The sequence below is a fragment of the Saccharopolyspora antimicrobica genome (genome assembly GCF_003635025.1).
In the GTDB taxonomy this organism is placed as follows: domain Bacteria; phylum Actinomycetota; class Actinomycetes; order Mycobacteriales; family Pseudonocardiaceae; genus Saccharopolyspora; species Saccharopolyspora antimicrobica.
The window spans coordinates 2,022,785-2,042,989 of the sequence record NZ_RBXX01000002.1 but is presented as its reverse complement, the minus strand read 5'-3'; the positions used below and the strand labels follow the sequence as shown (position 1 = coordinate 2,042,989).

Annotated in this window: 21 protein-coding genes and 1 riboswitch; of the genes, 13 read left to right on the top strand and 8 right to left on the bottom strand. The window is 70.6% G+C overall.

The annotated features are described in order from the left end of the window. The first annotated feature begins 23 nt into the window (after window positions 1–23). Together ATL45_RS10080 and ATL45_RS10075 are read left to right on the top strand one after the other, a co-directional pair. A complete protein-coding gene (locus ATL45_RS10080; protein ID WP_093158316.1) occupies window positions 24–767 on the top strand; it encodes a DUF742 domain-containing protein in 744 nt (247 codons plus the stop codon). Further along, window positions 748–1,347: a GTP-binding protein gene (locus tag ATL45_RS10075; protein ID WP_093158312.1), complete on the top strand. Its 600-nt coding sequence runs from the start codon at window positions 748–750 to the stop codon at window positions 1,345–1,347. The genes ATL45_RS10080 and ATL45_RS10075 overlap by 20 nt, the downstream gene beginning before the upstream one ends. Before the next feature lie 312 nt (window positions 1,348–1,659). On the opposite strand, the gene ATL45_RS10070 is transcribed toward ATL45_RS10075, so the two are convergent. After that, window positions 1,660–3,918, bottom strand: a complete 2,259-nt coding sequence (locus ATL45_RS10070; RefSeq protein WP_177242088.1) for a helicase-associated domain-containing protein — start codon at window positions 3,916–3,918, stop codon at window positions 1,660–1,662. A gap of 349 nt (window positions 3,919–4,267) precedes the next feature. Between ATL45_RS10070 and ATL45_RS10065 the strand changes: the two genes are divergently transcribed. From ATL45_RS10065 to ATL45_RS10050, 4 genes are all read left to right on the top strand, one after another. Next, window positions 4,268–4,453 (top strand): hypothetical protein, encoded by a 186-nt coding sequence (locus ATL45_RS10065; RefSeq protein ID WP_093158309.1) that lies wholly within the window; start codon window positions 4,268–4,270, stop codon window positions 4,451–4,453. Between the two features lie 213 nt (window positions 4,454–4,666). Then, window positions 4,667–6,121, top strand: a complete 1,455-nt coding sequence (locus ATL45_RS10060; RefSeq protein WP_093158307.1) for an NAD-dependent malic enzyme — start codon at window positions 4,667–4,669, stop codon at window positions 6,119–6,121. An 89-nt stretch (window positions 6,122–6,210) separates the two neighbouring features. Then, the gene (moaC, locus tag ATL45_RS10055) at window positions 6,211–6,690 is read left to right on the top strand and encodes a cyclic pyranopterin monophosphate synthase MoaC (protein WP_093158304.1); all 480 of its coding nucleotides are present in this window, start codon (window positions 6,211–6,213) and stop codon (window positions 6,688–6,690) included. Window positions 6,691–6,719: 29 nt separating this feature from the next. Continuing rightward, the gene (locus ATL45_RS10050) at window positions 6,720–7,634 is read left to right on the top strand and encodes a molybdenum cofactor biosynthesis protein MoaE (RefSeq protein ID WP_093158301.1); all 915 of its coding nucleotides are present in this window, start codon (window positions 6,720–6,722) and stop codon (window positions 7,632–7,634) included. Here ATL45_RS10050 and ATL45_RS10045 read toward each other — a convergent pair. Then, the gene (locus tag ATL45_RS10045; RefSeq protein ID WP_093158298.1) at window positions 7,621–8,223 is read right to left on the bottom strand and encodes a TetR/AcrR family transcriptional regulator; all 603 of its coding nucleotides are present in this window, start codon (window positions 8,221–8,223) and stop codon (window positions 7,621–7,623) included. The genes ATL45_RS10050 and ATL45_RS10045 overlap by 14 nt on opposite strands. Before the next feature lie 110 nt (window positions 8,224–8,333). Between ATL45_RS10045 and ATL45_RS10040 the strand changes: the two genes are divergently transcribed. Further along, window positions 8,334–9,158 carry an SDR family NAD(P)-dependent oxidoreductase gene (locus tag ATL45_RS10040; RefSeq protein WP_093158296.1) on the top strand — a complete coding sequence of 275 codons (825 nt, stop codon included), beginning with the start codon at window positions 8,334–8,336 and terminating at the stop codon, window positions 9,156–9,158. A gap of 366 nt (window positions 9,159–9,524) precedes the next feature. Here ATL45_RS10040 and ATL45_RS10035 read toward each other — a convergent pair whose 3' ends face one another. The 3 genes from ATL45_RS10035 to moaA all read right to left on the bottom strand — a co-directional run bounded on the left by ATL45_RS10035 (window position 9,525) and on the right by moaA (window position 12,207). Next, the gene (locus tag ATL45_RS10035; protein ID WP_093158293.1) at window positions 9,525–10,148 is read right to left on the bottom strand and encodes a transglycosylase family protein; all 624 of its coding nucleotides are present in this window, start codon (window positions 10,146–10,148) and stop codon (window positions 9,525–9,527) included. 1 nt (window position 10,149) lies between these two features. Next, window positions 10,150–10,294, bottom strand: a riboswitch (cyclic di-AMP (ydaO/yuaA leader). A 571-nt stretch (window positions 10,295–10,865) separates the two neighbouring features. Then, window positions 10,866–11,144, bottom strand: coding sequence for a MoaD/ThiS family protein (locus ATL45_RS10030; protein WP_093158291.1), 279 nt, complete (start codon window positions 11,142–11,144; stop codon window positions 10,866–10,868). Between the two features lie 4 nt (window positions 11,145–11,148). Further along, window positions 11,149–12,207, bottom strand: coding sequence for a GTP 3',8-cyclase MoaA (moaA, locus tag ATL45_RS10025; protein WP_246025260.1), 1,059 nt, complete (start codon window positions 12,205–12,207; stop codon window positions 11,149–11,151). A gap of 171 nt (window positions 12,208–12,378) precedes the next feature. Between moaA and ATL45_RS10020 the strand changes: the two genes are divergently transcribed. From ATL45_RS10020 to ATL45_RS10000, 5 genes are all read left to right on the top strand, one after another. After that, window positions 12,379–12,792, top strand: coding sequence for a TOBE domain-containing protein (locus ATL45_RS10020; protein ID WP_439332447.1), 414 nt, complete (start codon window positions 12,379–12,381; stop codon window positions 12,790–12,792). Between the two features lie 164 nt (window positions 12,793–12,956). Then, window positions 12,957–13,775 carry a molybdate ABC transporter substrate-binding protein gene (gene modA, locus ATL45_RS10015; protein ID WP_093158288.1) on the top strand — a complete coding sequence of 273 codons (819 nt, stop codon included), beginning with the start codon at window positions 12,957–12,959 and terminating at the stop codon, window positions 13,773–13,775. Window positions 13,776–13,909: 134 nt separating this feature from the next. Further along, window positions 13,910–14,632 carry an ABC transporter permease gene (locus tag ATL45_RS10010; protein WP_246025811.1) on the top strand — a complete coding sequence of 241 codons (723 nt, stop codon included), beginning with the start codon at window positions 13,910–13,912 and terminating at the stop codon, window positions 14,630–14,632. Further along, window positions 14,629–15,717 carry a sulfate/molybdate ABC transporter ATP-binding protein gene (locus ATL45_RS10005; protein WP_093158283.1) on the top strand — a complete coding sequence of 363 codons (1,089 nt, stop codon included), beginning with the start codon at window positions 14,629–14,631 and terminating at the stop codon, window positions 15,715–15,717. The genes ATL45_RS10010 and ATL45_RS10005 overlap by 4 nt, the downstream gene beginning before the upstream one ends. A 26-nt stretch (window positions 15,718–15,743) precedes the next feature. Continuing rightward, window positions 15,744–16,508 (top strand): HAD-IIA family hydrolase, encoded by a 765-nt coding sequence (locus ATL45_RS10000; protein ID WP_177242086.1) that lies wholly within the window; start codon window positions 15,744–15,746, stop codon window positions 16,506–16,508. A 106-nt stretch (window positions 16,509–16,614) separates the two neighbouring features. Here the strand turns inward: ATL45_RS10000 and ATL45_RS09995 are convergent, their stop codons facing one another. The 3 genes from ATL45_RS09995 to ATL45_RS09985 form a co-directional block, all read right to left on the bottom strand. Then, window positions 16,615–16,884, bottom strand: a complete 270-nt coding sequence (locus tag ATL45_RS09995) for a hypothetical protein (protein ID WP_177242084.1) — start codon at window positions 16,882–16,884, stop codon at window positions 16,615–16,617. Window positions 16,885–16,963: 79 nt separating this feature from the next. Beyond that, window positions 16,964–17,365, bottom strand: coding sequence for a YccF domain-containing protein (locus ATL45_RS09990; RefSeq protein ID WP_177242083.1), 402 nt, complete (start codon window positions 17,363–17,365; stop codon window positions 16,964–16,966). Between the two features lie 151 nt (window positions 17,366–17,516). Next, on the bottom strand, window positions 17,517–18,305 hold the full coding sequence (locus ATL45_RS09985) for a PhzF family phenazine biosynthesis protein (RefSeq protein WP_093158278.1): 789 nt from the start codon (window positions 18,303–18,305) through the stop codon (window positions 17,517–17,519). 231 nt (window positions 18,306–18,536) lie between these two features. Between ATL45_RS09985 and ATL45_RS09980 the strand changes: the two genes are divergently transcribed. Further along, window positions 18,537–20,195, top strand: coding sequence for an AMP-binding protein (locus ATL45_RS09980; protein ID WP_093158276.1), 1,659 nt, complete (start codon window positions 18,537–18,539; stop codon window positions 20,193–20,195). The last annotated feature ends 10 nt before the right edge of the window (window positions 20,196–20,205 follow it).

Here is a 20,205-nt window from a genome sequence, read left to right as displayed (position 1 = left end):
GAGAACGCTGAGGGGAGCTCGCCATGACCACCGGTTCCGAGCCCAGCTGGGACGGTGACCTGTTCCGCCTCTACAACAAGAGGTTGAGCGCGGAGTCCTGGCAGGACGACTTCGTGGACGACGCGTCCGGCCAGAACTCCGACTCGCTCGGCGGTTACGACCGGGCGCTGTTCGGCGGCCCCGGTGCCGACCTGTTCGGCTCCGGCTACGACTCGTCCGCGGAGGTGCCGGCCCGGCCGCGCCCGACCGACGGCGGCGGCCCGCCTTCGGTGTCCATGCCGTCGATCTCGCAGTCGATGTCCCCGATCTCCCAGTCGATGCCGTCGATCTCGCAGCCGATGGCACCGATCTCGCAGTCCATGCCGTCGATCTCGGGATCGATGCCGGCCATCCCGAGCATCGACGGGCCGGAGGACGACGGGCTCGACAGCGGTTCGCTCGTGCGGCCTTACGCCCGCACCCGGGGGCGGACCCGCACTGATTATGATCTTGCTATCGAAACGCTGGTCACCACCAGCGAACGCGGCCGCACCCAGGCGGCCCAGTCCAGGTCCGAGCACCGCTCGATCTCCGAGCTGTGCCTGGAAGCCCGTTCCGTCGCCGAGGTCGCCGCGCACCTGCGCCTGCCTCTGGGCGTGGTGCGCGTGCTGATCGGCGACATGGCCGACACCGGCCTGGTTCTGATTCACGACAGCGGCATGGTCGTCGGCGATCGGCCGTCCATGGAGTTCTTGGAGAGGGTGCTCAGTGGGCTTCGCAGGCTCTGATCCCCGCACGACGCCCGGCGGCCGGAAGACCTCGACGAAGATCGTGGTCGCCGGCGGGTTCGGCGTCGGGAAGACGACTTTCGTCGGCTCGGTCTCGGAAATCGTGCCGCTGACCACCGAAGCGGTGATGACCGAGGCCAGCGTCGGGGTCGACGACCTCAGCGCCACGCCGGGCAAGGTCACCACCACGGTGGCGATGGACTTCGGCCGCGTCTCGCTGGACTCGGAGCTGATCCTCTACCTGTTCGGCACCCCCGGCCAGCACCGGTTCTGGTTCATGTGGGACGACCTGGTGAAGGGCGCGATCGGCGCGGTGGTGCTGGTCGACACCCGCCGCCTGGCGGACGCCTTCGCCTCGATCGACTTCTTCGACGACCGCGGCCTGCCGTACATCGTCGCGGTGAACACCTTCGACGGCGTCATGCACCACCGCATGGAGGACGTCCGAGAGGCCCTGACCATCGACCCGTCGGTGCCGATGATCAGCGTCGACGCCCGAAACCGCGAGAGCACCAAGCAGGCGCTGATCGCCCTGGTCACCCACGCCATGCGCCAGCGCATGGCCACCACGGCCCAGTAGCGCCGTCGACCAGCCGGGCGCAGGCGGGTCCGCAATTTCAATTGAAATCAGACATCCGATTTCAATTGAACTTGCGGATCTACGGCGTGTCGGGACGCGACACGCCGGTGCCGGTGAGCGACGTCCGCGATTTCAATGGAAATTCGACGTCAAATTTCCATTGAAATTGCGTACCGACGGACCGCGCCGCCGGACCGCGCCGCCGGACGGCCCCGGTCCGGACGGACCTCACGACCGGACGGATCTCGTCGTGGTCGGATGGGTCTCGTGGCCGGGTGGAGCGCGTGACCGGGTGGCCGGACGGCCGGGTGGTCAGTCCTCGACGACGGCGACGGTCATGATGCGGTGGAGCGGGTAGTGGCCGAGCTCCTCGCTCGTGGTGTCCACTCCTTGGAGCACTCCGCCGCCGACGCTGACCGGGCGGACCACGCGCTCGCTCCGCACTCCGCGCGTGTCCACGAAGCCCAGCCACACGCTCCGGCGCTGCCGCGCCGCGTCGCGCAGCAGCTGCAGCGTCGCCTCCGCGCTCGGACGCCCGCGCTCGGGGCTCACGGCGCTCCCGCGCCGCGCCGCCCCTGCGCGGTCTCCCGCGCGCAGCTGCGCCACGAGCTCCGCGAGCTGCTCCGCGTTCGGGCGCGCGATCGCCGCCGGCGCTGCCGGGCGGCTCTTGCCGCGCACTCGGCGGCCGCTCTCCCGGAGGTCCAGGACGTTGCCGTCGGGGCCTTCGGCCACCGGCGTGAATCCCGCCGCTCGCAAGGTTTCCACCACGTCGGCCAGCGGTAGCGGGCTGACCAGGACGGTGGGCGCGATGCGGCGCAGTTCGAGCTCCTCGCTCGCCGGTTTGGCCATGATCTCGGCCAGCAGCAGCGGATCGTCGCAGCGCAGGAAGGCCGCTGCGGTGCCCGCGCGGAGGCGGCCGTGGCGGCGGGCGACGTCGTCGATCAGGTAGGTCAGGGCCTGCGGGATCGGGGTCCGCGAGCGGTTGCGGAACAGCGCGTGCAGGTCGTCGGCGGTGTGGCCGGCGTCGAGGGCGCGGCGGACGCTGGCGTCGCTGATCCGGTAAACCGTTGCGCTGCCCGCGGATTCGACGTCGGCGACGAGCTTCATCTCGATGGCCAGGTCCGGTTCGAGGCGTCCCGGCGCGACCACCGTCAGGTCGGCCTGCACCAGCACGTGGTCCAGCGGTTCGGGCAGCGCGTCGGCGAGCAGCCGAGCGGCTCCGGCGGCGCCGTCGGCGAGCAGCACGCGTCCGGCGCTGGTCAGCGCGTGCAGCGCGACGATGCCGAGCGCGGTCGCCTCGGCGAGGATCCAGCGCACCAGGTCGTCGCGCAGCCGGCCGCCGCGGCGCGGGGCCCGCCAGGCGAGCACGGCGGCGACGTCGTCGGGCCGGGCGCCGTGACCACCGGGCAGCTCGTCCAGGTAGTCGAGGACGCGGCGGCGGTCCTTCGGGGCGAGCGGGCGGCGGAGGTCTTCGGACAGCGGGCCGAGCAGGCGGTCCTTCTCGTCGCGGGCGCCGATCAGGCCGGGCAGCCGCGGCAGGTCGAGCCAGGCCTGCGCGAGCGCGGCCCAGCGCTGTTCGGGCGGGGAGGCCAGCCAGGTGTCGGACTGGTAGGTCGGCACCCACTGCGGTTCGGCGGCTTCGCTGTTGGCGATGAGGTTGGCCGCGACGGCGAGTTCCACCAGCAGCCCGAGCCGCGCCTCGTCGACCTCAATGGCCTTGGCGGTGCGGCGCAGCTCGCGCACTCCGACGCCGCCGGAGCGCAGCACGTCCGGCGGCTCCTCGCCCCAGGCGTTGAGCAGGTCCTCGACGTGCCGCAGCAGCTCCAGCACCTCGCCACCGCCGGTGCTGTCCACCGTCGACCGGTCGGAACCGGTCAGGTCCGGGATCGGCTCGTCCGGCTCGACCGCGCCCATCGGGTGCTCCCCGCGCACGGCGAGCGCGAGCTGCCGGGGCAGTTCGACGGTCTCGGCGTCGCGCCGCAGCAGCAGGCCCTTGGCCAGCAGGCGCTGCACCGGATTCGTCGCCTGCTCGAGCGTGACGTGCTTGGCGGCGTCCTTGGTCTGGCCGACCGGCGAGCCGGCGGCGAGCTTGCCGACCAGCCGCCGCTCCTCCTCGTCGAGATCGGCGAGCGCGGCCTTCGCGGCGTCCTCGGTCAGGTTCTCGGCCCGGCGGCCGAGCCCGGCCGGGAAGTTGGGCAGCACCTCGCGCGCCGCCGACGAGATGGCCAGCTCCTCGTCATCGCCCCACGTCAGCGCCAGGCGGCGCAGCCGCTCGACGGCCCGCCGAGCCTGCTGCGGAGTGATCTCGCCGCCCAGCATCCCGGCGACCGCCTCCAGCGGAACCGGCTTGAGATCGGCGTCGAGCAGCACCAGCGCTTCGAGCGTGGAGAGCGCGAAGGAGTCCAGGTCTTCGCAGGCCCGCGCCACCGACGAGCGCACCCCGACGCGCGTGGCCAGCACCGAGGTGTCGGCGGGCGGCGGCGTCGCGAGGTCCGGACGAGCGCGCAGCAGCGCCACGAGGGTCTCGTCGCCGCGTTCCCGCAGCCATTCCGCAAGCGAAGACATCCCCACCACGATACCCAGCACCTCGCCGGTTCCGAGCCCCAGAAGCTGCACTGACGAACTCGTTCTGCGTGGCGGCGCGGGTAGCGGAACCTCAGCGCCCGCCTGGACTCCGGGAGCCCGCTCTTGTGTATGCCCAACACACGGCGAGCGGGCTGTCCTCGCCAGGCGAACGCTGAGAACCCGCGGCGGTGCCGGTTGCGAGGGTGGGCTGAGCGGCTGCGCCGCTTCAAAAGCAGCTCTCGGCGGGGTCGTGGAGGTCCGCCGGACTATGGGCATGCACACCCTTGGATGAGGTTGACCACCACATCCGGCAAACTGGACCTGCACCGTTAGCCGGAATGCACAGGAGGACGACGTGGCCGGCAAGACCAACAAGGACCGCATCGACCCGACGTGGCCGCAGGTCACCGACGGGGAGCACGCGGTGAGCGAGTTCTGGGCCGACAAGCAGGGTGCGGAGTCGCCGTTCGGCAGCACCACCTTCCCGCTCGACCAGGACGTCGTGCCCTACGTTCACCCGGTCACGCGCATCAACAAGTAATCCGGGTTGTCAAGGGCAACTCAGAAGTAACCGGCCGGACGTCGCTCACACTCGGGAAAGTTTTAGGATTTTTCGTGCTGGGTGAAGTTCTGGTCGTTCAGCAGGCCCGGTGGGCTTGCATCCCGGATGAGCGATCCACTCCGGCGGTCGGCGGGCCGCCGGAGAACGGCGCCCGACAAAGTCCATAGCCGTACCGCTCGACAGGGGTGTGCCATGCCGGTTCCAGGTCCGGGTTATTCGATCACCGTGCGCGTCGAGGCTCCGCCGTCGACGACCGCAGCGGGCGATCTGACCAGCGCGATCGGTCGCGCGGGCGGAGTCATCACGGCGTTCGACGTTGTCGAGTCGCACGCCGATCGCATCGTCGTCGACATCACCTGCAACGCGCGGTCCGCCGACCACGCCAACGACCTCGCCGAGGTCCTCGACGCGCTGCCCGGCGTCCGGATCCGCAAGATCTCGGACCGCACCTTCCTGATCCACCTCGGCGGCAAGATCGAGGTCAACTCCCGCGTCGCGCTGAACAACCGCGACGACCTGTCCCGCGCGTACACGCCGGGCGTCGCGCGGGTGTGCACCGCCATCGCGGAGAACCCGGAGGACGCCCGCCGCCTGACCGTGAAGCGCAACGCGGTCGCGGTGGTCACCGACGGTTCGGCCGTGCTCGGCCTGGGCAACATCGGGCCGGAGGCCGCGCTGCCGGTGATGGAGGGCAAGGCGGCGCTGTTCAAGAAGTTCGCCGGCGTCAACGCCTGGCCGGTGTGCCTGGACACCCAGGACACCGAGGAGATCATCCGCGCGGTCGAGCTGATCGCCCCGGTCTACGGCGGCATCAACCTCGAGGACATCGCGGCCCCGCGCTGCTTCGAGATCGAGGCGCGGCTGCGCGAGAAGCTGAACATCCCGGTCTTCCACGACGACCAGCACGGCACCGCGATCGTCGTGCTCGCCGCGCTGCGCAACGCCCTGCGCGTGGTGGACAAGGACATCGCCGACTGCCGCATCGTGGTGTGCGGCGTGGGCGCGGCCGGTTCGGCGATCATCCGCCTGCTGCAGCACAAGAAGCCCGCCGACATCATCGCGGTGGACATCGACGGCATCGTGCACACCGGGCGCGGCGACTCCGACCCGAACCTGCAGTCCATCGCCGCGGGCACCAACAAGGACGGCCGCACCGGCACGCTCTCCGACGCGGTGCGCGGCGCGGACGTGTTCATCGGCGTCTCGGCGCCGAACCTGCTGAGCGCCGACGACGTGTCGACGATGAACACCGACTCGATCGTCTTCGCGCTGGCCAACCCGGACCCGGAGATCGACCCGCTCGAGGCGCAGAAGCACGCCAAGATCGTGGCGACCGGCCGCAGCGACTACCCGAACCAGATCAACAACGTGCTGGCGTTCCCGGGCGTCTTCCGCGGTCTGCTCGACGCGCACGCGCACCAGATCACCGACGACATGATGATCGCGGCGTCCAACGCGATCGCCGACGTGGTCGACGGCGAGCGCCTCAACGCCTCGTTCATCGTCCCGAGCGTCTTCGACTCGGCGGTCTCCCCGGCGGTCGCCGAGGCGGTCAAGAAGGCCGCGCTGGCAGCCAAATCCGGCGAACCGTCCGCCGAGGGCGGCTCCTCCCTCCCGTGGAGCATGGCCGAGGACATCGACTTCTGACCGGTTCTCGTCGAAGGTCCCCTTCCGTCATCGGCGGTGGGGGACCTTCGCTTCGCCGGGCGGGTTTTCGGGTGCTCTAGGCTCGGGGCATGGCGCAGGAAGAGCTCACGCACGTCGACGAGACCGGTGCTGCCCGGATGGTCGACGTGTCCGCGAAGGAGGCCACCGCCCGCCGGGCCGTCGCCACCGGGGTGGTGCGGACGACGGCCGAGGTGATCGCCCTGCTGCGCCGGGACGACCTGCCCAAGGGCGATGCGATCGCCACCGCCCGCATCGCGGGCATCATGGCGGCGAAGCGGACGCCGGACCTGATCCCGCTGTGCCACCCGATCGCCATCTCCGGAGCGAAGGTCGAGCTGGAACCGGGCGAGGCGGAGGTCCGGATCACCGCGACGGTCAAGACCACCGACCGCACCGGGGTGGAGATGGAGGCCCTGACCGCGGTCGCGGTCGCGGGCCTCGCCCTGCACGACATGATCAAGGCGGTCGACCCGGCGGCGACGCTCGACGAGATCCGGGTGGAGCGCAAAGAGGGCGGCAAGACCGGCACCTGGACCCGCGAGTCCTGACCGCTCGCCGCCGCACACAGGAGGTCTCCATGACGAGGACAGCACGGGTGATCGCCGCGTCCAACCGCGCCGCTGCCGGTGTGTACCCGGACCGCACCGGACCGGTGATCGTCGAGTGGCTGCGCGGCCGCGGGTACGAGGTGCCCGAGCCCGTCGTGGTGCCCGACGGCGACCCGGTGGGCGAGGAGCTGCGCCGCGCGGTCGCCGACGGCGCGGACGTCGTGATCACCACCGGCGGCACCGGGATCAACCCGAGCGACCGCACGCCTGAGGTCACCGCGGCGGTGCTGGACTACCCGATCCCCGGGCTGGCCGAGGCGATCCGCTCCGCCGGGCTGCCGCAGGTGCCGACCGCGGTGCTCTCCCGCGGCCTGGCCGGCGTCGCCGGGCGGACGCTGATCGTGAACCTGCCGGGCTCGCGCGGCGGCGTCAAGGACGGCCTCGGTGTGCTGGACGGAGTGCTGGAGCACGCCATCGATCAGCTGCACGGCGGCGACCACGCGCCACCGGCCCGAGCGGCGGCGGAGGTCCTGCGGGCCGACGTGACCGAACAGGTGATCGACGTCGACGAACTGGCCCGCTCGGTCGAGCACCGCGCGGCGGGTGCGGTGGTGACCTTCGGCGGCGTGGTGCGCGACCACGACGGCGGCCGCGGCGTGCAGGAACTGGAGTACACCGGGCATCCCAGCGCCTCCGAGGTGATCGCGGAGGTCGCCCAGGACATCGCGGCCCGCTTCGACGGCGTGCGTTCGCTCGCCGTCTCGCACCGCATCGGCCTGCTCAAGATCGGTGACGTCGCGCTGGGCTGCGCGGTGGCGGCCGAGCACCGCAAGCAGGCCTTCGCGGCCTGCTCGGAGCTGGTGGACGAGGTCAAGCGGCGGCTGCCGATCTGGAAGCGCCAGGTCTTCGACGACGGCGCCGAAGAGTGGGTCAACTGCCCCTGAAGGCGCGGAGGGTGGCGTCGACCAGGGCGTCGGCGAAGGCCTCGTCGAGCGCGCCGGAACGCGTCAGCCAGCGCTGGGTCAGCGGCGAGTAGAGGAAGTCGAGGACCAGGTCCAGGTCGGCGTTCGGGTCGAGCTGGCCTGAGTCCTGCGCGCTGCGCAACCGCCGCTTCTTCGCCTCCCGCATCGGCGCTTCCATCTTCTCGCGGTAGGCCGCGGCGAGCTCCGGATCGCTGATGATCTCGGTGTGCAGCGCCCGGATCGGCGCTTCGAACCCGGCGTCGGCGAACTCGGCCACCGTCGCGCGCAGCACGGTCTTGAGGTCGGCTTCGAGGTCGCCGGTGTCGGGCAGCGCGATCTCGCCGTCGTCCGCGCCCTCGCTCAGCGACAGGATCGAGTCGAACACCACCGCGCCCTTCGACGGCCACCAGCGGTAGATCGTCTGCTTGCCGACGCCCGCGCGGGCGGCGATCGCCTCGATCGTCAGCTTGGCGTAGCCGACTTCGCTGACGAGTTCGCGCGCTGCGGTCAGGATCGCCGTCCGGGACCGCTCGCTGCGCCGGGTGGTGCTGGGGCGCTTCTCCTGGGCCATGGGCACACCCTAACCCAAAACGAGACGTTCCGTCTTGACACGGTGCCGACCGCGGTGCATGCTCCTTCCATCAACGAGACGAACCGTATCGTCTCAGACAGGAGAAGATCATGCGCACCAGTTCATCCCGAACCTGGTTCATCACCGGCGCCGCTCGCGGCCTGGGCCGGGCCTTCACCGAAGCGGCGCTGGACGCGGGCGACCGCGTCGTCGGCGTCGCCAGGGACGTCACGCCGCTGGACGAGCTGGCTGCGGCCAGCGACGGCCGGCTGGTCGCGTTCTCGCTGGACGTCTCGGACCGCGCGGCGGTCTTCGCGGGCGTCGAGCGGGCGGTGGCCGCGTTCGGCGGGCTCGACGTGGTGGTCAACAACGCCGGGGGAGCGATCCTCGGCATGCTCGAAGAGCTCACCGAGGAGCAGATCCGGACGCACCTGGACACCAACTTCTTCGGAGCGCTCTGGGTGAGCCAGGCCGTCGTGCCGCACCTGCGCGAGCAGGGTTCCGGGCACATCCTGCAGGTCTCCTCGATGGGCTCGGTCGGCGGTTTCGCGTCGACCGGCATCTACGGAGCGGGCAAGGCGGCGCTCGACTCGATGAGCGCGGCGCTGGCGATGGAGGTGGAGCGCTTCGGGATCAAGGTGACGATCCTCGGGCCGGGCGGCTACCAGACCGACCTGTTCACCCGCGGCCTGACGATGGCCGAGGGGCACGAGGCGTACGCCCCGCTGCGCGAGTGGCTCCAGAGCATGTGGACCGAGTCGCAGGACTTCGACCCGAAGCGAGCGGCCGAAGTGGTCGTGGAGGTGGTGAACATGCCCGAACCCCCGAAGCACCTGATCCTCGGCTCGGCGGCCTACGACATGGTCGACGAGATGAACCGCGCCTACACCGCGGAGCTGGCCAAGTGGGAACACCTCAGCCGGAAAGCCGAGTGACTGGCTTTGTCAGGCGGTGAACAGCTACCGCGAAGCCCGACCGGTACTCCGCTGCGCGGGCCGCATGCGCCGCAGGCGCATAGCCCACCCTCGCAGCTGGCGCCGCCGCGGGTTCTCAGCGTTCGCCTGGCGAGGACGGCCCGGCCGCCGTGTATTGGTCATACATAAAGCCGGGCACCCGCAGTCCAGGCGGGCGCTGAGGTTCCGCCACTTGCACCGCCACGCAAAACGACCACCAGACACGAGAAATGACGGAACCCCCACCGCTGGGGGCGTGCGGTGGGGGTTCCGAGAGGGGTGGAGCACGTGCCGTGTCGGGGGGTACGACACGTACTCCTCGCCGGTCGGCTCAGCCGACCGACCAGATCACTTGATGTCGAGCTGCTGGCCCGGGAAGATCAGGTTCGGGTCGCTGATGACGTCCGAGTTGCGCTCGGCGATCTGCTGGTAGCTGACGCCGAACTGCTGACCGATCTTGCTCAGGGTGTCGCCCAGCTGGACGGTGTAGTCCCCGCCGCCGGTCTTCACCGTGGTCTTCGGGGTCGTCGTCTTCTGCGTCTGGGTCTTGGTCTGGGTCTTGGCGGTGACCTTCTTCTGGGTCACCTTGGTGCTCGTCTTGGTGCTGCCGCTGGCCCAGTTGGTCTTCGCGGTGCAGCCCGGCCAGGCGTTGGCGCCCTGCGCGGCGAGAACCTTCTCCGCCACCGCGATCTGCTGCTCGCGGGTGGCCTGGTGGGCGCTGCTGGCGTACTGGGAACCACCGAAGGCGGCCCAGGTGGACTGGCTGAACTGCAGCCCGCCGTAGTAGCCGTTGCCGGTGTTGATGCTCCAGTTACCGCTGCTCTCGCACTGCGCGAGGGTGTCCCAGTCGGCGGCGTTGGCCATCGGGGCGATCGCGATCGGGGACGCGACCACCGCGCCGGCGACGGCGACGCGGGCAACGGTGCGGCTGGTATTGGAAGGCTTGCGGTGCTTGCCCTTGTAGCGAGCCATGATCCTCTCTCCTGCCGCGCCTGCGAGGTCAGCTGTCGGGTTCGGGCTGAGAGGCAGCCCGGCCGGCTCGGGGGAACCGGCTTCACCCCTAGGGCTTCGGGGAGCCCGGGATTGGGTCCCCCGCCCCTGTCCGGTGTTTCTCGTTTCGGGGGTCGGAAGCCCGCCGGACAGGGTTCGGCGCTGCGGGCTTCCCGCTCTTGCTGATCGGTTCGGGGCCGACCGAGGAGCGACACTACGTAACCGGCGGGGAGATCCCAAATCTTCTTGCCTGTGACGCTGGTCACGTAACAAGTGGGACGGGTGCTCCGATCCGAGCTCTTTTTGCTGATCAGAGCGTTGTTACCAAGTCGTTTCCTTGTCGAGATCGATCACCGTCGGTGAGGCGTGGGTCACCACATTGCTCCCCTCCGGCCACCTCCGTCGCACTCGTTCGCGCCACCCGGAGGGGTGGCGTTCCGGTCCGGGTGGGCGTGCGCGGACGTGCGAAACCGATCACGAACAAGGTTCGCGTCGGTGCGGAGGGTAGCGATCAGCGTCGCTGGATCAGGCTCGCTTAAGGCTGTCGAAGGATGCAGCTCCGACAGCAAGATCGACTTCGTCGGCGATGATGCCGAAATGTCACCTGAAAGGGAATGTACGACACGCCAGGCCATGTTGTATTCGCGCACGCGCGCGCCCGCACGCGTGCGCAGTAATAAGGTGCCGGATCGCCGCGGTTCAGCCGCCTGCGAACGGCGGCAGGACGTCGAGCGTCGCCTCCGCGGGCACCTCGGCCAGCCGGTCCCGGACGGCCACGCCGTCGAGCAGGAAGCTGCAGGCGGGCAGCACCTTCGACAGCCCGTCGCCGTGCAGCTCCAGGACCGCCGCGATGACGTCCGAGACGGTCGCCGGGCCGGCCAGCCGCACCGTCTCCTCCGGAACTCCGGCAGCGGCGCGCGCGCCCGCGAAGTAGCGCACCTGCACCGCGGTCTCGACCTGCTCCGGCAGGGTCGTCATCGGCTCAACCTCCGATAGCGCTCATCGGCCGGGACGGCTGCGCGAACTCGCCCGAGTCCATGCCGTGCCCAGCGGCTTTCGCCCACATCGTGCCCTGCCACAAGCGGATCAGTTCCGCGTCGTCGGCCCCGGCGCGCATCGGCCCGCGCAGGTCCGTCTCCGTCGTGGAGAACAGGCAGGGGCGGAGCTGTCCGTCCGCGGTGAGCCGGGTCCGGTCGCAGGCGGCGCAGAACGGCCGGGTGACCGAGGCGATCACGCCCACGGTGGCCGGCCCGCCGTCGACCAGCCAGCGCTCCGCGGGTGCCGAGCCGCGCTCGGCGACGTCCGGGCTGAGGTCGAACTCGGCGCTGAGCCGCTCCAGGATCTCCTCGGCGGTGATCATCTGCGAGCGGTCCCACTCGTGCTGCGCGTCCAGCGGCATCTGCTCGATGAACCGCAGCTGGTAGCCGTGCTCGATGCAGTAGCGCAGCAGGTCACCGGCCTCGTGCTCGTTGATCCCGCGCATCAGCACCGCGTTGACCTTGACCGGTTCCAGCCGCATCCGCTTGGCCGCGGCCAGCCCGGCCAGCACGTCGTCGAGCCGGTCGCGCCTGGTCAGCTGCTTGAACACCGCGCGGTCGAGGGTGTCCAGCGAGACGTTGACCCGGTTCAGCCCGGCGCTGACCAGGGCTTCGGCGTGCTCGCCGAGGTTGATCCCGTTGGTGGTCAGCGAGGTCTTCGGGCGGCTGGGCAGCGCGGCGGTGGCGGCGATGACCTCCACCAGGTCCTGCCGCAGCAGCGGTTCGCCGCCGGTGAAGCGCACCGCGGTCACCCCGAGCTCCTCGACGGCGATGCGGATCAGCCGGTTCATCTCGGCGGTGTCGAGCAGCTCCGCGCGCTTGAGCCACGGCAGGCCCTCGGCGGGCATGCAGTAGGTGCAGCGGAGGTTGCACTTGTCGATGAGGGATACGCGCAGGTCGGTGGCGATCCGGCCGAACCGGTCCACCAGCTGCGGGGTGTCCGGACGTGCGGACGTGTCCATCGTGCGGCGCACGAACGGGATTCCCAGCTCCACCGCGGTCACCCCACGACCCTAACGCGCCGGACCGATGAATTTCGAACTCGGGAAGGCATTTGTGCGGACAGCCGAATGCGCTCTGCCCAGCGGGTTTCCGGCTCGGAGGAACCCACGAAAAAGATCGCGAATCCGGATTCGCGGGTGCTCCGCCCTGGATTGATCCGCAGCTGCGGAAGTATGGTCCTCCTCGTGCCGCACTATCGGATTGCCGAAGCCGCCGGGCTGCTCGGCGTCAGCGACGACACGGTGCGCCGGTGGGTCGACGGCGGGCAGCTGCGGGCGCAGCGGGACGCCGCCGGACGGCTCGTCGTCGACGGGGCCGAGCTCGCCGAGTTCGCCCGCGACCAGGCGCGCTCCACGCCCGACCCCTCCGGCGTCGGCCGGTCGGCCCGCAACCGGCTGGTCGGCCTGGTCACCGAGGTGCTCTCGGACCGGGTGATGTCCCAGGTGGAGATGCAGTGCGGGCCGCACCGGGTGGTGTCGCTGATGAGCACGGAGGCGGTGCACGAGCTCGGCCTGCGGCCGGGAGTGCTGGCGGTGGCCGTGGTCAAGTCGACCAACGTCGTGGTGGAGACGCCGGGAGAGGCATGATGCCGAAGCTCAAGTCCTGGGGAAACAGGAGACCGCGAGGTTCAGCTGGTGACGGTTGGAAGGTGCCGCATGCTCCGCAGGCGCATAACCCACCCTCGCAACCGGCACCGCCGCGGGTTCTCAGCGGTCGTCTGGCGAGGACAGCTCCGACGCCGTGCATTGGCATGCATCAGGAGGAGATCCCGCAGTCCAGGCGGGCGCTGAGGTTCCGCTACCCGCACCGCTACGCAGAACGAGTCGTGCATTCATCAAAGGTTGTCGCCGGAGCGCTGCTGGCGCTGGTGCTGCTGGCCGGGTGCGGCCAAGCGGGTTCCGAGCAGCAGCGCACGCTGACCGTGCTGGCCGCGGCGTCGCTGACCGAGTCCTTCGACGAGCTCGGTGCCCGGTTCACCGCGGAACATCCGGACGTGCGGGTGCAGTTCGACTACCAGGGCTCCTCGACGCTGGCGGAGCAGATCAAGCAGGGCCGGCCCGCGGACGTCTTCGCCTCGGCGGACGAGAAGAACATGGCCAAGGTGCGCGAACTCGTCGGCGCTCCGCAGAGCTTCGCGACCAACCAGCTGACGATCGTGGTCCCGCCCGGCAACCCGGGCGGCATCGGCTCGCTGGCCGATCTGGCCGGTGACCACGCCGTGGTGGTGTGCGCGCCGGAGGTGCCGTGCGGTTCGGCGACGCGGAAGGTGACGCAGGCGGCGGGCGTGCAGGTCAAGCCGGTGAGCGAGGAGAACGACGTCAAGTCGGTGCTGCAGAAGGTGGTCGCGGGCGAGGCCGACGCCGGGCTGGTGTACGTCACCGATGCGACGGCGGCCGGGGAGAAGGTGCAGGTGATCGACTTCCCGGAGGCGCGGCAGGCGGTCAACGCCTACCCGATCGCGACGGTGAGCGGCGCTCCGGAGCCGGAGCTGGCGGCACAGTTCGTCGAGTTCGCGCGCGGCCCGGTCGGCCGCGAGATCCTCACCCGCCACGGCTTCGGCACCCCATGACCGACCCGCAACTTCCATTGAAATCGAAGACGCGATTTCAATGGAAATCACGTCCCCGATTTCCATTGAAATCGCGTTCCACCCAGGTTCCGGTGGTGCTGTGGGCGCCCGCGCTGCTGGCGCTGGCGCTGGTGATGCTGCCCGTGCTCGGGCTGCTGACCAGGGTCGATCCGGCCGAGCTGCCGAGGCTGCTGCTCAGCCCGGCCGCGCTCGACGCGCTGCGGCTGTCGGTGGTCACCGGGCTGATCGCCACCGGCCTGTCGCTGGTGCTCGGCGGCCCGCTGGCCCTGGTGCTGGCGAGATCCCGGATGCGCGGACTGCGGGTGCTGCGCGCGTTCGTGCTGCTGCCGCTGGTGCTTCCGCCGGTGGTCGGCGGTCTGGCCCTGCTCTACCTGCTCGGCCGCACCGGGCCGCTCGGGCAGCTGCTCGACGTCGTGGGCATCCGCCTGCCGTACACCACGGCGGCCGTGGTGCTGGCCCAGACGTTCGTCGCGATGCCGTTCCTGGTGGTCGGGCTGGAAGGCGCGCTGCGCACCGCGGGCGGCCGCTACGAGCAGGTCGCCGCCACGCTGGGCGCCGGGCCGTGGCTGACCTTCCGGCGGGTGACCGTGCCGCTGGTGCTGCCCGCGCTCGGGTCGAGCCTGGTGCTCACCTTCGCCCGTGCGCTGGGCGAATTCGGCGCGACGATCACCTTCGCCGGTAGCTTGCAGGGCACCACCCGGACCCTGCCGCTGGCCGTCTACACCACCGCTCAGTCCGATGTGGACGCCGCGGTGGCGATGTCGTTGTTGCTGGTGGTGGTGGCCCTGGTGGTGATCGTGGTGGCCCGGCCCAGAGCGGTGGAAGGACGGCTGTGAGCGGGTTGCGGACCGACGTCGAGCTCCGCCGGGCTGAGTTCGCGCTGCGCGCCGAGTTCGACGTCGCGCCCGGCGAGGTGCTGGCGGTGCTCGGCCCGAACGGAGCGGGCAAGTCGACGCTGCTGTCGGTGCTGGCCGGTCAGCTGGTGCCGGACCGGGGCCGGGTCGAGCTGGACGGCGTGCCGTGGCTGGACACCGAGCAAGGGATCGCGGTGCCGACGCACCGCCGGGGTGTCGGGCTGCTCGCGCAGAACGCGCTGCTGTTCCCGAACCTCACCGCGCTGGAGAACGTGGCCTTCGGCCCGCGCGCGGCCGGGACGAGCAAGGCGGAGGCGCGGGAGATCGCCGCGCGATGGCTGTCCGAAGTGGACGCTTCGGAGCTCGCCGGGCGGCGGCCGGGCCAGCTCTCCGGTGGTCAGGCGCAGCGCGTCGCACTGGCGCGAGCGCTGGCGGCCGAGCCGAAGTTGCTGCTGCTGGACGAGCCGCTGGCCGCGCTCGACGTGGACGCCGCGCCCGCCATGCGCGGCCTGCTGCACCAGGTACTGGGACGTCAGGAGAAGCCGACCGTGCTGGTCACCCACGACGTGCTGGACGCCGTCGTGCTGGCCGACCGGCTCGTGGTGCTGCTCGACGGCTGCATCGTGGAGCAGGGGCCGACCCGCGAGGTGCTGTCCCGCCCGAAGGAGCCCTTCACCGCGCGCGTCGCCGGGCTCAACCTGGTGCCGGGGGTGGCCAGGGAGAACGGTGTCGAGTTCGGCGAGACCGTGCTCAGCGGCCGGATCGCGGAAGACGTCGACCAGGGAAGACCGGCGGCGGCGGTGTTCGCACCCGCTGCGGTGGCGGTGCACCGGGAGCCGCCGGGCGGCAGCCCGCGCAACGCGCTCCGGGTGCGGCTGGCCGGGCTCGAGCCGCGCGGCGACGTCGTGCGGGTGCGCGGCGTGGTGCGGGACTGCTCGCTGGCCGCGGACATCACCCCGGCCGCCGTCGCGGACCTGCGGCTCAGCCCCGGTGATGAGGTCTGGCTCGCCGTCAAGGCGGCTGAGGTAGCAATCCACCCGCTATCCGGAGGATCATCTGGGGCGTGACTGAGCCTTCCCCCTGGACCTACCTGATGGACATGGACGGCGTTCTCGTCCACGAGGAGCACATGGTGCCCGGCGCCGACGCCCTCCTGGCGGCGCTGCGCGAGAACCAGGTCCCGTTCCTGGTCTTCACCAACAACTCGATCTACACCCCGCGCGACCTGCGGGCCAGGCTGCTGCGCACCGGGCTGGACGTGCCGGAGGAGGCGATCTGGACCTCCGCGCTGGCCACCGCTCAGTTCCTGGAGAACCAGCGCCCGGGCGGCTCGGCCTACGTCGTCGGCGAGTCGGGGCTGACCACGGCGCTGCACAACATCGGCTACGTGCTCACCGACCGCGACCCGGACTACGTCATCCTCGGCGAGACCCGCACCTACAGCTTCGAGGCGATCACCAAGGCGATCCGCCTGGTCGAGGCGGGCGCCCGGTTCATCGCCACGAACCCGGACGAGAAGGGTCCGAGCCGCGAGGGCACGCTGCCCGCGACCGGCGCGGTGGCCGCGCTGATCGAGCGGGTCACCGGGCGCGCGCCGTACTACGTGGGCAAGCCGAACCCGCTGATGATGCGCTCGGCGCTGCGGCACCTGCGGGTGCACTCGGAGAACACGCTGATGATCGGCGACCGGATGGACACCGACGTGCGGTCGGGCCTGGAGTCGGGGCTGAAGACGATCCTGGTGCTCTCCGGGATCTCCGACGAGACGACCGCCGAGCTGTTCCCGTACCGCCCGACGAAGGTGGTCGGCTCGGTCGCCGAACTGGTCGACAACGTCTTGGACCCGTTCAGCCCCTGACCAGTTGTGGGACTGTTCAGTCGTCCATGGTCCGTGAGCACTTTGTGTGGCTCTGGCAACACAAAGTGCTCACGGCACTTGACCAGCGGAAACCGCGACGGGGCGGCTAGCGGTTGGCGGCCTGGTGCGGCAGGTCGACGGCGATGGCGCTGGTGACGTGGTTGAGCTCGTCGGCCATCCGCTCGGCCGCGTCCCGCGCCAGCTCGGCGCGCCGGCTCAGCGAACCGGACCAGTGGCGCTGCGCGGCGGCCAGCCGGTCGAGCAGGTCGGCGTGCAACCGGAGCCGCTCCACCGCCGCCCAGTCCGCCGTCCCGGGGTGCCGGAACGCTCGGTCGATGGCTGCTGCGATGCGCTCCAGCTCGAGTTCGGTGATCACGGGCACCCCCAAATCGGTGTTGGGCTGACGTTGGAGAGAGGCGTTCGGGCCGGTCTCTCGTACGCCGTTGTGCCGAAGGTCACCTGCCGCGCATGAACGCGTACGCATCGTCGGCGTCCACGATCCGCTTGCCCAGCGGCATCAGCGAGACCGGGATCAGCTTGAAGTTGGCGATGCCCAGCGGGATCCCGATGATCGTGATGCACTGCGCGATGCCGGTGACGATGTGGCCGAGCGCCAGCCACCACCCGGCGAGGATCAGCCACAGGACGTTGCCGATCCCCGCCATCGCACCCGAGGCCGGTTCGTCCACCAGACGCCGACCGAACGGCCACAGCGCGAAGTTCGCCATCCGGAACGACGCGATCGCGAACGGGATGCCGATGACGGTGATCGCCAGCAGGATCCCGGCGACGACGTATCCGAGGGCCATCCACAGGCCCCCGAACACCAACCAGATGACGTTCAGCAGTAGGCGCATGCCCCCACCGTGCCAGTTCCCGGTGCGGAGCGAATCAGGGGAACCCCGGGATCACAGCGCCTCGGCGATCTCCGCGGGCAGCTCCGGCAACCTCCAAGATCACGTTCGTGCGACCTGGGGCGCCGGTTTGGTTTCATGTGTCTTGTTTGCGTCAAACCAGCAGTTCGCCGCGGAGGGTGGTGACGGCCTGCCCGCGGAGGCCGACGCGGTCGCCGCGCAGCGCCATCCGGACCACGCCGCCGCGGGCCGAGGCCTGCTCGCCGACGAAGGTCGTCTCGCGCGGGTCGCGGTGGAGCCTCGCCGCCCACCACGTCGCCAGCGTGCAGTGCGCGGAGCCGGTCACCGGATCCTCGGCGATGCCGACCTGCGGGGAGAACACGCGGCTGACGAAATCGACGCCCGGCCGGTCGCCGGGAGCTGTGATGATCACACCGCGGGACGGAACGGTGGCCAGCGCCGCGAGATCCGGCCGCACAGCGCGGACCTCGGCCGCCGACGCGGCCAGCACGAGCACCTTGGTGGCGGCCTGCGCCGCGGCCTCGACGGTGACGCCGGGAAGCCCGGCGGCGAGCGCGTCGGGCGGCTCCACCGGCTCGGCCCGGTCGGCGGGGAAGTCCAGCTCGATCCAGCCGTCCGCCAGCGCGGTGCAGGTCAGAACGCCGCTGCGGGTGTCGAACCGCTGGTCGCCGCCGAGCACGTGCGCGGCCGCCAGCGTCCCGTGGCCGCACAGCGGAACCTCGGTGGTGGGCGTGAACCAGCGCAGCGGCTTCGCCTCGTCCGCCGGCCCGCCGACCACGACGAACGCGGTCTCGGAGTGCCGGAGCTCGGCGGCGACGGACTGCATCCACGCCGCGTCGGCGGGGGAGTCCAGCAGCACGACCCCGGCGGGATTCCCGGCGAAGGCGGAGTCGGTAAAGGCATCCACGACGAACACGCGCACCCCAGAACCCTACGTCGACCCTGGTCACCAACGCCCTGCCGGCGGTGACGACGCGATTTCAATGGAAATCGGACGTCTGATTTCCATTGAAATCGCGTGGAGTCGGCGTGTCGGGGTCCCGACGCGCTGGCGGTGGGGGCGATTTCAATGGAAATCGGATCTTCGGCTTCCGTTGAACGTGCGCGCCGTACCCGCGTTCGGGGGTGGTCCGGTGGCCGAGCGCGGGACAAGATGGGTGATCCGTCTCACGCGTTCGTCGGGGAGGTAGTCGACGTGGATGCCGTCCAGCTGAGCTACGACTCGGGCGTTTCGGACGTGCCGCTGCTGGGGGAGACGATCGGGGCGAACCTCGACCGGCTCGCCGCGCGGTTCCCCGAGCGCGATGCCCTGGTGGAGTGCGCGACCGGCCGGCGCTGGACCTACCGGGAGTTCGTGGCCGACGTGGACGCGCTGGCGACCGGCCTGCTGGACGCCGGGATCGGCAAGGGCGACCGGGTCGGGATCTGGGCGCCGAACCGCTCGGAGTGGACGCTGGTCCAGTACGCGACCGCGAAGATCGGCGCGATCCTGGTCAACATCAACCCCGCCTACCGGGCGCACGAGCTGGAGTACGTGCTCAACCAGGCCAGGATCCGGATGCTGGTCTCGGCGAAGTCGTTCAAGTCCTCCGACTACGTCGATCTCGTCGAGCAGGTGCGGCCGAAGTGCGCCGGCCTGGAGCGGGTGGTGTTCCTGGGCGATCCCGAGTGGGAGCGGCTGGCCGGAGCGAGCGCGGACGCGTCGCGGCTTGCCGCGATCGAGCTCTCCGCCGACGAACCGATCAACATCCAGTACACCTCGGGCACCACCGGGTTCCCCAAGGGCGCGACGCTGTCGCACCACAACATCCTGAACAACGGGTTCTTCGTCGGAGAGCTGTGCGGCTACACCGAGGTGGACCGGGTGGCGATCGTGCCGCCGTTCTACCACTGCTTCGGCATGGTGATGGGCAACCTGGCGTGCACCAGCCACGGCGCGGCGATGGTGATCCCGGCGGAGGGCTTCGACCCGGTCTCGGCGCTGTCCGCGGTGGCCACCGAGCGGTGCACGTCGCTGTACGGGGTGCCCACGATGTTCATCGCCGAGCTGGAGCACCCGCGCTTCGCCGAGTTCGACCTGTCCTCGCTGCGCACCGGGATCATGGCGGGCTCGCCGTGCCCGGTGGAGGTGATGAAGCAGGTCATCGACCGGATGGGGATGCGGGAGGTGTCGATCTGCTACGGCATGACCGAGACCTCGCCGGTGTCCACCCAGACCCGCGCCGACGACTCGCTGGAGCGCCGGGTGTCCACCGTCGGGCGCGTCGGCCCGCACCTGGAGGTCAAGGTCGTCGACCCGGTCACCGGGCTGACCGTGCCGCGCGGCACGCCGGGTGAGCTGTGCACCCGCGGCTACTCGGTGATGCTGGGCTACTGGGAGCAGCCGGACCGGACGGCCGAGGTGATCGACGCGGCCCGCTGGATGCACACCGGCGACCTGGCGGTGATGGACGCCGACGGCTACGTCAGCATCACCGGCCGGATCAAGGACATGGTGATCCGCGGCGGCGAGAACATCTACCCGCGCGAGATCGAGGAGTTCCTCTACACCCACCCCGACGTGGTGGACGCGCAGGTCATCGGCGTTCCGGACGCGCGCTACGGCGAGGAGCTGATGGCCTGGGTGCGGCTGCGCGAGGGCGCGGAGCCGCTGACGGCCGAGGGGCTGCGGGAGTTCTGCACCGGCAAGCTGGCGCACTACAAGATCCCGCGCTACGTGCACCTGGTGGACGAGTTCCCGATGACGGTCACCGGCAAGATCCGCAAGGTGGAGATGCGCGAGATCGCCAAGGGCCTCCTCGACGAGGACTGACGCAACTTCC